The organism is Streptomyces sp. NBC_00252 (assembly GCF_036187565.1).
GTDB lineage: Bacteria > Actinomycetota > Actinomycetes > Streptomycetales > Streptomycetaceae > Streptomyces.
Window position 1 is genome coordinate 3,974,283 of record NZ_CP108087.1, and the last position, 14,243, is coordinate 3,988,525.

Here is a 14,243-nt window from a genome sequence, read left to right on the forward strand (position 1 = left end):
GGGGTCAGGTCAGGCGGGTGTGTACGGCCTTCAGGGCTTCGGCGAGGGTGTCGAGGAAGAGCCGGGTCTCGTCGGCGTCGGCGATCGCCGGGGGTGTCAGCCGGAGTACGCGGGTGGAGTTGAGGGAGTGGTTGACCAGGACGCCCCGGCTGACCAGCTCCAGCAGCGTCTCGCCGACGGCCTGGGCCCGGGTGAACTCGATGCCGATCAGCAGCCCCCTGCCGCGCACGTCACACACGAGGCGGTCCCGGTAGGGGGCGCAGACGTCCTCGACCCCCGCGAGCAGCTGCCGGCCGAGCGAGGCGGCCCGCTCCACGATGTCCTCACGATCAATGGTCTCCACGGCCGACAGCGCGGCCGCACAGGCGATCGGTGAGGCGCCGAAGGTGGAGGTGTGGAGGTAGGGGTCGCGGGAGAACGGCCCGTAGGCGTCCTTGGTGGCCACCATCGCGGCGACCGGTACGACCCCGCCGCTCAGCCCCTTCCCCACGAGGAGGACATCGGGCGCCACACCCTCGGGGTCCACACCCCACCAGGTACCGAGCCGCCCGAGCCCGGTCTGCACCTCGTCCACGATCAGGAACGCGCCGTACACCCGGCACAACGCGGCCGCCTCCGCGAGATACCCGACCGGCGGGATACGCACCCCGCCCTCGCCCTGCACCGGTTCGAGAATCACACAGGCCCGGTCCCGACGCGCCCGAAGCACCGTGTCCAGCCCGGCCAAGTCCCCGTAGGAGACCTGCACGGTATCCGGCAGCAACGGCTGAAAAGCCTCCTGATAAAGGGAGTTGGCGGTGACGCTGAGCGCTCCCAGGGTCTTCCCGTGATACCCCGACACGGTGGTCACCAGCGCGTTGCGCCCGTGAGCGCGGGCCAACTTCAGCCCCGCTTCGGTCGCCTCGGCACCGGAGTTGACGAAGTGAACGTGATCGAGACCGGTCGGGGTACGCGCGGCCAGCGCGGCGGCAGCCCGCGCCGCAACAGGCTCCAGAAACACCCGCGTCGCCAACGGATGCGCGTCCAACTGCCGCTGCACCGCGTCGAGTACGGCCGGATGCCGATGCCCCAGGATGAAGACGCCGTATCCCCCGAAGTCGAGATACCGACGCCCGTCGTCGGTATACACCCAGGCACCTTCGGAGTGGATCTCGGCCATGCCGCCGAGCACGGTACCCATTACGGCACGGCCCGTGCCGAGGTGACGGCGGTAGAGCTCGGCGGTGGTGGGGGTGGGTGGGGATGCGGGGTTGGGGGTGGGTGGGGATGCGGGGTTGGGGGTGACTGCTTTTGCGGGGGCGGCCGTCTGCGGGGTGGGGGGAGCGGCTGTTTCCAGGGTGGCGGGAGGGGCCGTCTGTTCGGGGACGGGATCGGTCATCCCTACGGCAACGGGTCCGGCCGTCTCCTCAGAGGCGGAAGCGGCAACCCCTGCGGGGGCGGGTGCGGGTCCCCCTCCGGTAACGGGAGCGGCCATCTCCACAACGGCGGAACCGACCGTCTCTCTGCGGGCGGGACCGATCATCCCTACCGCAACGGAACCGACCGTCCCTCCGGCGACGGGACCGGTCATCCCTACCGGAACGGGACCGGCCGTCTCCTCAAAGGCGGTAGTAGCAATCCCTGCGGGAGCGGATGCAGCCGTTGCTACGACGGCGAGGCCAGCCGTCTTTCCGGGGGTGGAAGCAGCCATCCCTGCGGTAGCGGGGGCAGTCGTTTCTACGGCGGCGGGAGCAGCCGTTTCTACGACGGCGGGGCCGGCCACCTCCCCGGCAGCAGGGTCGGCCACCCTTACGGGCGCGTGAGCCGGCGCTTCCATCGCGGTCATGACGCCAGCTCCGCCGGGGTCTGGGTGGCCCGCGCCCGGCGCAGGCCGCCCCGGCCGGTGGCCCAGCACTCCACGTTGCGGGTCAGTGCCGAGCGGATCGCGGCGCGGGTGGGGGCCGTACCGCAGTGTGGCGTGCCGAGGTCGGAGGCGAAGGGCAGTTCGCGCTGGAAGACGAGGAGGAGCTCGGCGTAGTCCTGGAGCCGGCGTCGTACCAGGGCGGGGAAGGACGGGCCCTCCAGGAGCGGCAGCAGCAACCGGTGCACCGCCTCCACCGGGATCAACCGCGGCGGGTGCGGGCGTTCGCCGTGGTGGCCGGCGAACTCCAGGCAGATGTCTACGACTTCCCGCTGCAGGATGGCCTCCCGCCCGGCCGTGAGCCAGTACTCGCCCCGCGCGACCCCGGACCTGACCAGGTCGCCCACCGCACGGGCCACGACATCCTGCGGCACCATGTCGATCCGCGTCCCGGGCGAACCCGGCAGCACCGGGACCTGGCCCTTGACGATCCCGCCCAGCGCCCGGGTCAGACCCTGCACCCGCGCGATCCGGCCGGTGGACGAGTCCCCCATGACCAACGACGGACGCAGGATGACCCCGGGGACCTCGGCCGACCGTACGGCTTCCTCGGCGGCCGACTTGGACGCGAGGTAGGCCGCCGCCCCGGGAAAGCGCTCCTGCTCGTCGGGCGCGAGCGGGTTCGCCACGAAGGCGGTGCTCATGTAGAAGAACGGGGCGTCGGCGCGGGCCGCCAGGTCGAGCATCGAACGGGTGCCGTCCAGGTTGGTGCGCCAGATGTCGGCCGGGTCGAGACGCCAGTTGGTGGCGGCGGCGGAGTGCACGACCACGTCCACCTCGGCGGCCAGGTCCAGCCGTTGGGCTGCGGAGAGCCCCAGCCCGGGCGCTCTCAGATCAGCCGTCACCTCCCGGACCCGGGGGTCGTCCAACGGTGCGCGGTGGCGCAGGCAGATCAGGTCGTAGTCGTCGCAGAGCTCGTCGATCAGGGCCTGGCCGAGTACGCCTGCGGCGCCGGTGAGGAGGAGGGTGGGGCGGGGGGTCCGGGGGTGGGATGAGAGGGGCCGGGTGGTGGGGGCGTTGGGGGCGGTAGGGCCGGTGGGATCGGTGGCACCGGTGGGATTTGGCGGCATGGTTCGGGAACTCCCTTCGGGTGGAGGGGTGTTGGGGTGGGGAAGGCCAGGGCCGGGGCCCGTCGTGCCCAGTGCCGGTCAGGTCAGGTCAGGTCAGGTCAGGTCAGGTCAGGTCAGGTCAGGTCAGGTCAGGTGACCGTGAGGGGGCCGTCGGCCAGGTGGGTCGCCAGGGGGCCGGTCATCCTGGACCGTGCGGGCGGGTGCAGGGAGAGCCCGTTGGCGCAGGCCGCGAGGTGGCCGACCTCGTCGGAGCTCATGAAGTTGAGGCCGCCGAGGAGCTCCACCGCCCGGGGAACGATCCGGGCCAGGGCGTCCTGGACGGAGTACCGCACGTACAGCGAGTCGGCGAGCGTCGACTCGTCCGGGCAACCCTCGTCGAGCCGCCGAGCGACACCCTCCGCGGCGGCCATCGCCCCCTCGGCCTCCACCAACAGCCGCACCCGCTCCGACTCGGGCACCCGCTCGTTGAGCAGCACCCGTTCCACCAGCGCACTGGCGACCCCGAGATAGCTCCCCGTCATCAGCAGCTCGAACCACACCAGTCCCGCGGTCTGCAGTTCGTCCAGACACCCGTCCAAACCGGAGGTACGCACGAGCAGTTCGGGCGGCACGAGCACATCGGTGAGCGTGACCTGGTCGCTCTCCGCCCCCGCCAGGAAGGAGCTGGACCAGAACCCGCTGACGCTCACTCCCTCGCTCTCGGCCGGCACCAACGCCACCGCCACCTCGTCACGCGCCCCCCGTTCACCGGGTACCAGCACACTGGCGGTGAGCAGATCCATGGACCGGGCGAGACTGCACGGCCGCTTCACCCCGCTGATCCGGACCCCGTCGGGCCCCACCGTGGCGGTCATCGACGGCGAGAGGATGCCGGCCCCCGGCCGCCCCTCGGCGAACCCGGAGGCCACCAGTCGATTCCCGGAGGCCACCCCTTCGACGAGCATCCACTCCAGTCCCTCGCCATCGGTGACCAGGCCGACGAGCGTGGCCATGGAGAAGTGATGCATCGTCGTGGCCACCGCCAGAGACGGCGACCTGCTCCCCAACGCACGCTGCACCCGCAGGGCGTCCAGCGCGCTGGCCCCCTTCCCCTTGCAGGAGACCGGCACCAGAAGCCCGGGCCCCCCGCTGTCGCGGAAGAGCCCGATACCCGGACTGCGCGGACTCTCCAACTCCATGAGCGGCACCGCCCGCAGACTCTCGTCGAGCCCCGGCAGCTTTTTCGTCAGTACGGCGCGTTCGCGCTCCAGAAACCTCATGTGCTCCCCTGCTCCGGGACGACCCGGTCGCGCTGGCCCCGCCCGGCGGACGGGATGACGGTGGCGGGAATGACGGATGGCGGAATGACGGATGGCGAGATGGCGGAATGGCGGATGGCGGGATGGCGGGACGGGTTTGACCGGACAAGTGGGTTGGCGGGATGGGCGGGTTGACGAGACGGGCGGGTTTGACGGGACAAGCAGGTTGACGGGACAAGCAGGTTGACGGGATTGGTCGGAGACGTGGGACTGGCCGGATGGCGGAACCGACACCACCGGCCCCCACGCACCCCACCGGCTCCACGCACCCCACCGGCTCCCCGCGCACCCCACCCGCCCCCTACACCGCCCGCGTAGCCCGCAGCAGCTGCCACACCGCCGCAGGCCCGGGCCGCCCCTGAAAGGCGATGTACTCGGGCAGCACCACATGGGGCGCCCACTTCCGCTTGTACTCAAGCTGCGCCGCAGCCGGATAGATCCGCTCCCCATGCCGCGCAAGCAACCGCACGCAACGCGTGAAAGTACGGCTCGCGCACGGCAGTTCATGCTCATCGGAGAGACCGGTGAACGGCGTGAAACCGAAGTGCAACCACCCCGCACCGTCGGCAGACATCCGCTCCATCGCGGTCGCGTTCAACGCCTCCATCACCCCGGGCGGAGCATCCGGAGAACGCCGGCTCAGGTCGTGCAACCACCCCGGCCGACTCCCGAACACCGGCGAGTAACTGATGTACCCGACGGCCACCCCACCGACCCGCCCCACGAACAACCGCCGGTGCCGCTGCGCCAGCCCGGTCCGCTCCCCCACCAGGAACCGCAGTTCCTTCGCCCCGCCCTTGCCCTGCAACCAGGCCCGGTCGATCAGATCCAGCTCGTTCTGCGCCTCGTCGTCGGCCACGGGGGGAGCCTCGACCACCTCGAGTCCGGCGCGCCGGGCCCTGGATATCTTGTTCCGCAGCCGTACGAAGGCCGACCCGCGCAGCGTGAACCGGCCCAGGTCGACCGCGTACGACGCCCCGAGCTGATTCACCGTGAACCCGTGCGCCGCGTACAACTCCGCGTCCGCCCGCTGCAGTTGTACGGCCACCAGCCGCCGCGGCCGGGCCTGCGCCGCGAAGGCGTCCAGCAGATCCGCCCGCTGCTCCTCCGCCGCGAAGGGCCCCGCGAACTGCAACAGATGCCGCCCCGACCGCCGATAGACACAGGTGCCGTCGAACCGCGGATCCCGGAAGTATTCATTGCCCTGATTGAGGGCGAGAAAAGAACTCGGATTGTCGCTGTGCCGGACGAGAGTCTCAAAGACGGACGGCATCCGCACTCCTCCGCGACTGGTCGGAATTACACCCGGCCGAATTCGAGTAAGCCCGCTCGAATTCACCGTACGCCGGATGCGGATGCGGCTCGAAGCGCACTCCGAACGGCTTGAGCGAATTCCCGAACAGTGCACGGTCCCCCAGCAGATGCAGGGGAAGCGCGAGCAACGCCCACTCCGGCTTCACCAGCACCGCCCACGCCCCGGCGAGAACACCCGCCGTCACCAGGCTGTGCATGGTGTTGTACGCCACGAAGTACCAGCGCGAGATCCGCCCGTCCGGACTCCGCCGAAAAGCCAGCGCGCCAGGGAGATAACCGATGGCATCGATGACGACGAAGAGGGAGACGAACACTCCCCACCGGATATCCGATAAATGCCGCACGGCCAACACGGCACAGACGACAAGACCGCCCAGCCATTCCAAGCGCAGCAGCAGGAAGGTGGCTCTCGTCTCGAATCTGTTTTTTGCATCCATGTGCCCTCCACCCTTCACCCTTGTTTACGGGGGAAGCGACGGAAACCCTCACAGGAAAACAAATACAGAGTTAGTAACTCTTACGATAAACCCACGAGGCCGGAACCAGGTGCTGGTTCCGGCCTCGTCAGTCGATGGTGCTCTACACGTTGAACCGGAACTCCACCACGTCCCCGTCCTGCATCACATAGTCCTTGCCCTCCATGCGCGCCTTGCCCTTGGCGCGCGCCTCCGCGACCGAGCCCGTCTCCACCAGGTCGGCGAAGGAGATGACCTCCGCCTTGATGAAGCCCTTCTGGAAGTCGGTGTGGATGACGCCGGCGGCCTCGGGGGCGGTGGCGCCCTTCTTGATGGTCCAGGCGCGGGACTCCTTGGGGCCTGCCGTGAGGTAGGTCTGGAGGCCGAGGGTGTCGAAGCCGACGCGGGCCAGGGTCGTCATGCCGGGCTCCTCGACGCCGACCGACTCCAGGAGCTCCATCGCTTCCTCGTCGTCGAGCTCGGCGAGGTCCGCCTCCAGCTTCGCGTTGAGGAAGATCGCCTCGGCGGGGGCGACCAGGGCGCGCTGCTCGGTCTTGAAGTCCTCGTCCACCAGCTCGTCCTCGTCGACGTTGAAGACGTAGAGGAAGGGCTTGGTCGTCAAGAGGTGCAGGTCGTGCAGGAGTTCCTCGTTGCCGGAGCCCTGGACGATGCCCTGCGAGAAGAGGGTGTCGCCCTTCTCCAGGATCTCCTGGGCCGCCTCGACCGCCGCGACCTTCGGGCCGATGTCCTTCTTGATGCGCGACTCCCGCTGGAGGCGCGGGAGGACCTTCTCGATGGTCTGCAGGTCGGCGAGGATCAGCTCGGTGTTGATCGTCTCGATGTCGTCCTTGGGCGAGACCTTGCCGTCGACGTGGACGACGTTCTCGTCCTTGAAGGCGCGGATGACCTGGCAGATCGCGTCGGACTCACGGATGTTCGCGAGGAACTTGTTGCCCAGGCCCTCGCCCTCCGACGCGCCCTTCACGATGCCCGCGATGTCGACGAAGTCGACGGTCGCCGGGAGGATCTTCTGCGAGGAGAAGATCTCGGCCAGCTTCGTCAGGCGCGGGTCGGGGACACCGACCACGCCGACGTTCGGCTCGATCGTGGCGAACGGGTAGTTGGCCGCCAGCACGTCGTTCTTGGTCAGGGCGTTGAACAGGGTCGACTTGCCGACATTCGGCAGACCGACGATTCCGATCGTGAGCGACACGTTGCGACTTCCCGTACGTGAGTGGCGTGAGAGCAGTGGAGGGGCCGGCCGGGGGCGCGGGGACCGGGGCCGGGGGCCGATCCACCAGTCTACGGCGTGTGCCGCGCCCTCCCGGCTCCGCGTCGAACACGTGGCCAAGCTCTGCCCATCGGCGTGTCTGAGGACCTATTCGGCACATAAACCGACCTAAGTTGGTGCAGTGGAGCAACACAGGACACGACCCCCACAGCCCGGCGCGAAACGCGGGGCCCCGCCCCTTCCCCCGCAGGCGGGCCGGGGCCCGAACGGCGGCCCGGCCCGCACGACCAGGCCGAACCCGCAGGCCCGCGGCACCGCGCAGCGCCGTCCGGCGGCGGTACGGCGGCCGGGTCCGGCGGCGGCCGCGACCGTACGGCAACTGCCCAATCCCCGGCTCACCGGGCTCGGCGGCGGGTTGTTCTGCACGGCCGTGATGTTCGTGCTCGGGTGTCTCGACCAGCTGCTGTTCGGCGGCTCTCCGACCGTCTACGGCGTGCTGTTCGTGCCGGTGAGCGTGCTCACGGCCGTCTGGATCCGCCGCGGCGACCTGCTCACCGCGCCGGTCGTCGTCCCGATCGCCTTCGCCGTCGGCCTCTTCCCGGTGGCCGACGGCAGCAACGGCCTCGCCAACCGCCTGGTCGGCATCTTCACCGCCCTCGCCACCCAGGCCGGCTGGCTCTACGGCGGCACCCTCGTCGCAGGCGTCATCGCCACGGTCCGCAGAATCCGCCTACTGAACCGACGGCGCCGCGGGTGACACCGGTGGTCCCGTACGACCCGAAGTCCCGGTGTGGCTCGCGCGGCCCGCAGTCCCCGTTGGGCTCGCGCGGGCCGCAGTCCCAGTAGGGCCCGCGCGGGCCCGCAGCCCCCGTACGACTCGTGCCGCCCGCAGTCCCGGTACGCCACCAACCGTGACGTCCGTACGTCCACGGACACACGCGCGTGGCCCCCGTACCCGTACGCCCGCGCCGCCCGCAGTCGCCGCACCGCCCACAGCCACGCACGCGTGACACCGGCCCAGGCAAACGCGCGCGCCCCCTTCTCAGGCACGCGCGCGCAACCCCTGCCCCCTCCCTCACCCCCGGAGGGACCCCGCTCTAGTCGTCCCCCGCCGCGTGCATCGCCGCCCCCACGATCCCCGCGTTGTTCTGCAGCTGGGCCGGGACGATCTCGGCCTTGATGTCCTCGATGAAGTGGAGGAACTTGTCGGCCTTGCGGCTGACTCCGCCGCCGATGATGAACAGCTCGGGGGAGAACAGCATCTCGACGTGCGCGAGGTACTTCTGGACCCGGTGGGCCCAGTGCTCCCAGGTCAGCTCGCCGTCTTCCTTGGCCTTGCTGGACGCCTTCTTCTCGGCGTCGTGGCCGTTCAGCTCGAGGTGTCCCAGCTCCGTGTTCGGGACCAGGACGCCGTTGACGAAGAGGGCGCTGCCGATGCCCGTGCCGAAGGTCAGCAGGATCACGGTGCCCTTGCGGCCCTGGCCCGCGCCGAAGTGCATCTCGGCGACGCCCGCCGCGTCCGCGTCGTTCACGACCGTCACCGGGAGGCCGCCCAGCCGGTCGGCGAAGAGCGCGCCCGCATCCTTGTCGATCCAGCTCTTGTCGACGTTCGCCGCCGTACGGATCGTGGATCCGCCGGTCACCACACCTGGAAACGTGAGCCCGACCGGTCCCGTCCAGCCGAAGTGGTCGACGACTTCCTTCACGCCGTCGGCCACTCCGTCCGGTGTCGCCGGGTGCGGGGTCAGCACCTTGCACCGCTCTTCTGTCAATTCGCCCTTGTCCAGGTCCACAGGGGCGCCCTTGATCCCGGATCCACCGATGTCCACGCCGAAGATCTGCATGGATCCACGCTACGACGAACGACTGACGGTCACTGCCCGGAGGGTGCCGTACGGTCCGCGCCGGTGCGCTCGGCGACCAGCGCGGCCGCCTCTTCGCGCAGGTCGCGGCGGAGCTCCTTGGGCAGCGAGAACGTGATGGACTCCTCGGCCGCCTTGACCAGCTCGACGTCCTCGTAGCCGCGCGTCGACAGCCACTCCAGCACCTGCTCGACCAGGACCTCCGGTACGGAGGCGCCCGAGGTCACGCCGACCGTGGTGACGCCCTCCAGCCAGGCCTCCTCGATCTCGTCGGCGAAGTCCACCAGGTAGGCGGCGCGGGCGCCGGCCAGCTTGGCGACCTCGACGAGCCGTACGGAGTTGGAGGAGTTCTTCGAGCCGACCACGATCACCAGGTCGGCCTCCTCGCCCATCTGCTTCACGGCGAGCTGGCGGTTCTGCGTGGCGTAGCAGATGTCGTCGCTCGGCGGGGAGATGAGCTGCGGGAACTTCTCCTTCAGCGCGTCGACCGTCTCCATGGTCTCGTCCACGGAGAGGGTCGTCTGGGAGAGCCAGACCACCCGGGACGGGTCCCGTACCTCGACCTTGGCGACGTCCTTGGGGCCATCGACCAGGGTGATGTGCTCGGGGGCCTCCCCGGAGGTGCCGATGACCTCCTCGTGGCCCTCGTGGCCGATGAGGAGGATGTCGAAGTCGTCGTTCGCGAACCGGACGGCTTCCTTGTGGACCTTGGTCACCAGGGGGCAGGTCGCGTCGATGGTGGCGAGGCGGCCCTGCTTGGCCTCGTCGTGGACGACGGGGGCGACGCCGTGCGCGGAGAACATCACAATGTTCCCCTCGGGGACCTCCTCGGTCCGCTCGACGAAGACGGCGCCCTTCTTCTCCAGGGTCTGCACGACGTACTTGTTGTGCACGATCTCGTGCCGGACATAGATCGGAGCCCCGTACTGCTCAAGGGCTTTCTCGACGGCGATCACGGCGCGGTCCACGCCCGCGCAGTAGCCCCGGGGGGCGGCGAGCAGGACACGGCGGCCAGACGAAGCAGTCATGCGTCCCATCGTAAGGCCGCGCTCGACGGGTCAAAGATCGCGTCCTTGGGGAGACTGGCCGTGGAGTGGGAGGGGTGGGGCCGGGCACGACGTACGGGAGACGCGAGATGGCGGAGACGGACACGGACACGACGGCCACGGGCGGCGACGGGCCCGGGCTGCGGCGCAGCCTGGGTTTCCGGGATCTCGTCGTCTACGGGCTGCTGTTCATCGCCCCTATGGCGCCGGTCGGCGTGTTCGGCACGCTGGACGCCAAGTCGCACGGCGCGGTCGCGCTGGTCTACATCGTGGCCACGGTCGCGATGGCGTTCACCGCGTTCAGCTACGCGCAGATGGTGCGGGTTGTCCCCCAGGCGGGCTCGGTGTTCGCCTACGCGCGCGTGGGGCTCGGCAAGGAGGCCGGGTTCATCGCCGGCTGGATGGCGATGCTCGACTACATCCTCATCCCGGCCGTCGCTTATCTGTTCTCCGGGATCGCCATGAACGCGCTGGTCCCGGACGTGTCGCGCTGGGTGTGGACCGCGCTGGCGGTCGTCATCACGACCTGCCTCAACCTCTGGGGTGTGCGCGCGGCGGCCCGCGTCGGCTTCCTCGTCCTCGCGATGGAGATCGTCGTCCTCATCATCTTCATCGTGTCGGCGATCGTCGTCCTCGCGCGCGACGGTGCCGAACGGGGCTGGCTCTCGCCGCTCTCCGGGGACGGCACGCAGGGCGCGTTCGCGCTGTCCGCGGTGATCGGCGCGGTCTCGGTGGCCGTCCTGTCCTACCTGGGCTTCGACGCGGTCGCCACCTTCGCGGAGGAGGTCACCGGCGGCTCCGAGAAGGTCGCCAGGGCGCTGCTGTTCTGCCTGGCGCTGGCCGGTGTGCTGTTCATCGCCCAGACGTACCTGGTCGCCCTCCTGGAGCCGACGACGTCCGCGCAGCTCGCCGCCGACGCGGGCAAGCAGGGATCGGCGTTCTACGACGCCGTCGACGTGTCGGTCGGCAACTGGCTGCACAACCTGGTCGCCGTCAGCAAGGCGATCGGCGCGGCGTTCGCCGCGTTGGCCGGGCAGGCCGCGGCGGGGCGCCTGGTGTTCGCGATGGCGCGTGACCGGCGGCTGCCGCGTGCCCTGTCCAAGACCGATGACGGAGTGCCGCGGGTCGCGTTGCTCTCGGCGGCCGTCATCACGCTGATCGCCGCGGTCTGGGCGGCTCGGCGTGACGACGGGCTCGACCACCTCGTCTCGGTCGTCGACATCGGTGCGCTCACCGCGTTCACGTTGTTGCACGCGAGCGTGGTGGGGTGGTTCGCGGTACGGCGTCGGGGTGGGCCGGTGGTGTGGTGGCGGCATGTGCTCGTGCCGGTGCTGGGGGCGGCGATCACCATCGCCGTGATCGTGGAGGCGTCCGGGACGGCGCAGGTGGTGGGGGCGATCTGGTTGGCGGTGGGGTTGGTGGTGCTGGTGGTGCAGTCGCGTGGGGCGGTTCGGCAGTAGCTAGGTGGTGTGTGGGTGGGGGCGGGCGTCTCCTGGGGGCTCCGCCCCCAGACCCCCATCGGCCCTGAAGGGGCCTCGTCCTCAAACGCCGGACGGGCTGAATAATGCCGGCCCGCGTTGGGAGGTGCCGGACGGGCTGAATTTGCGCGGCCTGCGTTGGGAGGTGCCGGACGGGCTGAATTTGCGCGGCCCGCGTTGGGAGGTGCCGAACAGGCCCGAGATGCCGGGCGGCGTTGTCAGAGGCGCCCGTTACGCTCGGGCGCATGGCTCTCAACACTGCTTCGGATGCGCCCATCCCCGTCGGTGAGGTCTCCCGGCTGATCGGCGGGTGGATCGACCGGCTCGGTGCGGTGTGGGTCGAGGGGCAGATCACCCAGTTGTCGCGGCGGCCGGGTGCGGGGGTCGTGTTTCTGACGTTGCGTGACCCGTCGTACGACATCTCGGTGAGCGTGACCTGTTTCCGGCAGGTGTTCGACGACGTCGCCGATGTGGTGACCGAGGGCGCGCGGGTCGTCGTCCTGGCGAAGCCCGAGTGGTACGCGCCGCGGGGGCAGTTGTCGTTGCGGGCCACGGAGATCAAGCCGGTCGGGGTGGGTGAACTCCTGGCGCGGCTGGAGCAGTTGAAGAAGTCGCTGGCGGCCGAGGGGCTGTTCGCGGCGGACCGGAAGAAGCCGTTGCCCTTTCTGCCGCAGCTGATCGGGCTGGTCTGCGGGCGTGCCTCGGCGGCCGAGCGGGACGTCCTGGAGAACGCGCGGCACCGCTGGCCGGCGGTCCGTTTCGAGGTGCGCAACGTGCCCGTGCAGGGCGTGCACGCCGTGCCGCAGGTCGTGCAGGCCGTCAAGGAGCTGGACGCGCTCGACGGCGTGGACGTGATCATCGTGGCGCGGGGCGGCGGCAGCGTGGAGGACCTGCTGCCGTTCTCCGACGAGCAGCTGGTGCGCGCGGTGTCGGCCTGCCGTACGCCCGTGGTGTCCGCGATCGGGCACGAGCCCGACACGCCCCTCCTGGACTACGTCGCCGACCTGCGCGCCTCCACCCCCACCGACGCCGCGAAGAAGGTCGTACCGGACGTCGGCGAGGAGTACGAGCGCGTACGGCAGCTGCGGGACCGGGCCCGGCGGTGCGCGGTGGCGTTCGTGGACCGCGAGGAGCGCGGGCTCGCGCAGGCGCTGTCGCGGCCGTCGATACAGGATCCGCACCGGATGATCGACGAGCGCGCGGACCATGTCGCCGCCCTCCTCGACCGCGGCCGGCGCACCCTCGGCCACCTCCTGGACCGCGCCGACTCGGAGCTGACCCACACGCACGCACGCGTGGTGGCCCTCTCCCCCGCCGCCACCCTGAAGCGCGGGTACGCCGTGCTCCAGCGGGCCGACAGTCATGTGGTCCGGGACCCGGACGAGGTGAGCGCCGACGACGTGCTGCGCGCACGGGTCGCCGAGGGTGAGTTCTCCGTACGAGTGGATGCATAGGGTGGGCGAATGACCAGCAAGGTGACGGAAGAGACGCTCGGCTACGAGCAGGCGCGCGACGAGCTGATCGAGGTCGTCCGACGGCTGGAGGCGGGCGGCACGACCCTGGAGGAGTCGCTCGCCCTCTGGGAGCGCGGCGAGGAGCTGGCCAAGGTGTGCCGCCGCTGGCTGGACGGCGCCCGGGCCCGGCTGGACGCGGCCCTGGCGGAGGAAGAGGCCGCGGAGGACGACGAGAGCGAGTAGCGGTCCCGCGGAGGACGGCGAGACCGAGTAGCGGCCCCGCGCCGGTCGCCGAGGGCGGCTGCCGATCGGCGCGGGTGGCAGCCGGTATCCGCGGGTCGCGGCGCCCTGGTACGCGCCACCGGCAGTGATCCCTGTGAAGCGGATCACCTCGCCCCGTTTTTTGTTGAAGGTTGAACCTTCATCGCGTACGGTCTGCCGTGTCAGCTTATCCGGACCGCGGTCCGGATATCCCGGTTCCCGGCCCCCGAGGAAGTTCACGCATGTCTCTCGTTCTTGACCCCGCCGCCCAGGACCTGCTGTTCCGCGAGGCCCGCACCGCGAACACGTTCACCGACGAGCCGGTGACGGACGAGCAGGTGCAGGCGATCTACGACCTGGTCAAGTACGGCCCGACCTCCATGAACCAGTCGCCGCTGCGCATCACCCTGGTCCGCTCCCCCGAGGCCCGCGAGCGCCTCGTGCAGCACCTCGCCGAGGGCAACAAGAAGAAGACCGCCGCCGCCCCGCTGGTCGCGATCCTCTCCGCGGACAACGAGTTCCACGAGGAACTGCCCAACCTCTTCCCGCACTTCCCGCAGGCCAAGGACGCCGTCTTCGGCGAGCGCTCGGTCCGCGAGGGCAACGCCGCGCTGAACGCCGCCCTCCAGGCCGCGTACTTCATCATCGGCATCCGCGCCGCCGGCCTCGCCGCGGGCCCGATGACCGGTCTCGACTTCGCCGGGGTCCAGAAGGAGTTCCTGGACGGCGACCACACCCCGATCATGGTCGTCAACATCGGCAAGCCGGGCGAGGACGCCTGGTTCCCGCGCTCCCCGCGCCTGTCCTACGACGAGGTCGTCACCACCGTCTGAGACGCGTGACACACGAAAGGCCCCCGGCACGCACAGTGCCG

General features: G+C 70.2%; 13 protein-coding genes. 5 read left to right on the forward strand and 8 right to left on the reverse strand.

Features of this window, described 5'->3' with window-relative positions; translation table 11 throughout:
• Positions 1 to 4 precede the first annotated feature (4 nt).
• The 6 genes from OHT77_RS17085 to ychF form a co-directional block, all read right to left on the reverse strand.
• Positions 5 to 1,378 (reverse strand): aspartate aminotransferase family protein, encoded by a 1,374-nt coding sequence (locus OHT77_RS17085; RefSeq protein ID WP_328829331.1) that lies wholly within the window; start codon positions 1,376 to 1,378, stop codon positions 5 to 7.
• 443 nt (positions 1,379 to 1,821) lie between these two features.
• Complete coding sequence (locus tag OHT77_RS17090) at positions 1,822 to 2,970, reverse strand: SDR family oxidoreductase (protein ID WP_328829332.1); 1,149 nt, start codon at positions 2,968 to 2,970, stop codon at positions 1,822 to 1,824.
• Positions 2,971 to 3,098: 128 nt separating this feature from the next.
• Positions 3,099 to 4,229 (reverse strand): acyl-CoA dehydrogenase family protein, encoded by a 1,131-nt coding sequence (locus OHT77_RS17095; protein WP_328829333.1) that lies wholly within the window; start codon positions 4,227 to 4,229, stop codon positions 3,099 to 3,101.
• 340 nt (positions 4,230 to 4,569) lie between these two features.
• Complete coding sequence (locus tag OHT77_RS17100) at positions 4,570 to 5,541, reverse strand: bifunctional lysylphosphatidylglycerol flippase/synthetase MprF (RefSeq protein WP_328829334.1); 972 nt, start codon at positions 5,539 to 5,541, stop codon at positions 4,570 to 4,572.
• Positions 5,525 to 6,019: a hypothetical protein gene (locus OHT77_RS17105; protein ID WP_328829335.1), complete on the reverse strand. Its 495-nt coding sequence runs from the start codon at positions 6,017 to 6,019 to the stop codon at positions 5,525 to 5,527. Before OHT77_RS17105 ends, OHT77_RS17100 begins: the two co-directional genes overlap by 17 nt.
• Before the next feature lie 142 nt (positions 6,020 to 6,161).
• Positions 6,162 to 7,250: a redox-regulated ATPase YchF gene (gene ychF, locus OHT77_RS17110; RefSeq protein ID WP_033286607.1), complete on the reverse strand. Its 1,089-nt coding sequence runs from the start codon at positions 7,248 to 7,250 to the stop codon at positions 6,162 to 6,164.
• Between the two features lie 199 nt (positions 7,251 to 7,449).
• Between ychF and OHT77_RS17115 the strand changes: the two genes are divergently transcribed.
• Positions 7,450 to 8,025, forward strand: a complete 576-nt coding sequence (locus tag OHT77_RS17115; protein ID WP_328829336.1) for a DUF6542 domain-containing protein — start codon at positions 7,450 to 7,452, stop codon at positions 8,023 to 8,025.
• 340 nt (positions 8,026 to 8,365) lie between these two features.
• Here the strand turns inward: OHT77_RS17115 and ppgK are convergent, their stop codons facing one another.
• Entirely contained in the window at positions 8,366 to 9,112 is a 747-nt protein-coding gene (gene ppgK / locus OHT77_RS17120; RefSeq protein ID WP_328829337.1) for a polyphosphate--glucose phosphotransferase, read from the reverse strand.
• Between the two features lie 29 nt (positions 9,113 to 9,141).
• Complete coding sequence (locus OHT77_RS17125; RefSeq protein ID WP_328829338.1) at positions 9,142 to 10,167, reverse strand: 4-hydroxy-3-methylbut-2-enyl diphosphate reductase; 1,026 nt, start codon at positions 10,165 to 10,167, stop codon at positions 9,142 to 9,144.
• A gap of 98 nt (positions 10,168 to 10,265) precedes the next feature.
• Between OHT77_RS17125 and OHT77_RS17130 the strand changes: the two genes are divergently transcribed.
• The 4 genes from OHT77_RS17130 (at position 10,266) to OHT77_RS17145 (ending at position 14,202) form a co-directional block, all read left to right on the forward strand.
• Positions 10,266 to 11,636, forward strand: coding sequence for an APC family permease (locus tag OHT77_RS17130; RefSeq protein WP_328829339.1), 1,371 nt, complete (start codon positions 10,266 to 10,268; stop codon positions 11,634 to 11,636).
• A gap of 263 nt (positions 11,637 to 11,899) precedes the next feature.
• Complete coding sequence (gene xseA / locus OHT77_RS17135) at positions 11,900 to 13,108, forward strand: exodeoxyribonuclease VII large subunit (protein WP_328829340.1); 1,209 nt, start codon at positions 11,900 to 11,902, stop codon at positions 13,106 to 13,108.
• Positions 13,109 to 13,117: 9 nt separating this feature from the next.
• Positions 13,118 to 13,351 carry an exodeoxyribonuclease VII small subunit gene (locus tag OHT77_RS17140; RefSeq protein WP_328829341.1) on the forward strand — a complete coding sequence of 78 codons (234 nt, stop codon included), beginning with the start codon at positions 13,118 to 13,120 and terminating at the stop codon, positions 13,349 to 13,351.
• A 260-nt stretch (positions 13,352 to 13,611) separates the two neighbouring features.
• Positions 13,612 to 14,202, forward strand: coding sequence for a malonic semialdehyde reductase (locus tag OHT77_RS17145; RefSeq protein WP_328829342.1), 591 nt, complete (start codon positions 13,612 to 13,614; stop codon positions 14,200 to 14,202).
• Positions 14,203 to 14,243 lie beyond the last annotated feature (41 nt).

What these genes read in the sequence shown, in the direction of transcription:
- OHT77_RS17085 (WP_328829331.1), bottom strand. Translation starts at nt 1,378, where the DNA reads ATGACCGATCCCGTCCCCGAACAGACGGCCCCTCCCGCCACCCTGGAA.
- OHT77_RS17090 (WP_328829332.1), bottom strand. Translation starts at nt 2,970, where the DNA reads ATGCCGCCAAATCCCACCGGTGCCACCGATCCCACCGGCCCTACCGCC.
- OHT77_RS17095 (WP_328829333.1), bottom strand. Translation starts at nt 4,229, where the DNA reads ATGAGGTTTCTGGAGCGCGAACGCGCCGTACTGACGAAAAAGCTGCCG.
- OHT77_RS17100 (WP_328829334.1), bottom strand. Translation starts at nt 5,541, where the DNA reads ATGCCGTCCGTCTTTGAGACTCTCGTCCGGCACAGCGACAATCCGAGT.
- OHT77_RS17105 (WP_328829335.1), bottom strand. Translation starts at nt 6,019, where the DNA reads ATGGATGCAAAAAACAGATTCGAGACGAGAGCCACCTTCCTGCTGCTG.
- ppgK (WP_328829337.1), bottom strand. Translation starts at nt 9,112, where the DNA reads ATGCAGATCTTCGGCGTGGACATCGGTGGATCCGGGATCAAGGGCGCC.
- OHT77_RS17125 (WP_328829338.1), bottom strand. Translation starts at nt 10,167, where the DNA reads ATGGGACGCATGACTGCTTCGTCTGGCCGCCGTGTCCTGCTCGCCGCC.
- OHT77_RS17130 (WP_328829339.1), top strand. Translation starts at nt 10,266, where the DNA reads ATGGCGGAGACGGACACGGACACGACGGCCACGGGCGGCGACGGGCCC.
- xseA (WP_328829340.1), top strand. Translation starts at nt 11,900, where the DNA reads ATGGCTCTCAACACTGCTTCGGATGCGCCCATCCCCGTCGGTGAGGTC.
- OHT77_RS17140 (WP_328829341.1), top strand. Translation starts at nt 13,118, where the DNA reads ATGACCAGCAAGGTGACGGAAGAGACGCTCGGCTACGAGCAGGCGCGC.
- OHT77_RS17145 (WP_328829342.1), top strand. Translation starts at nt 13,612, where the DNA reads ATGTCTCTCGTTCTTGACCCCGCCGCCCAGGACCTGCTGTTCCGCGAG.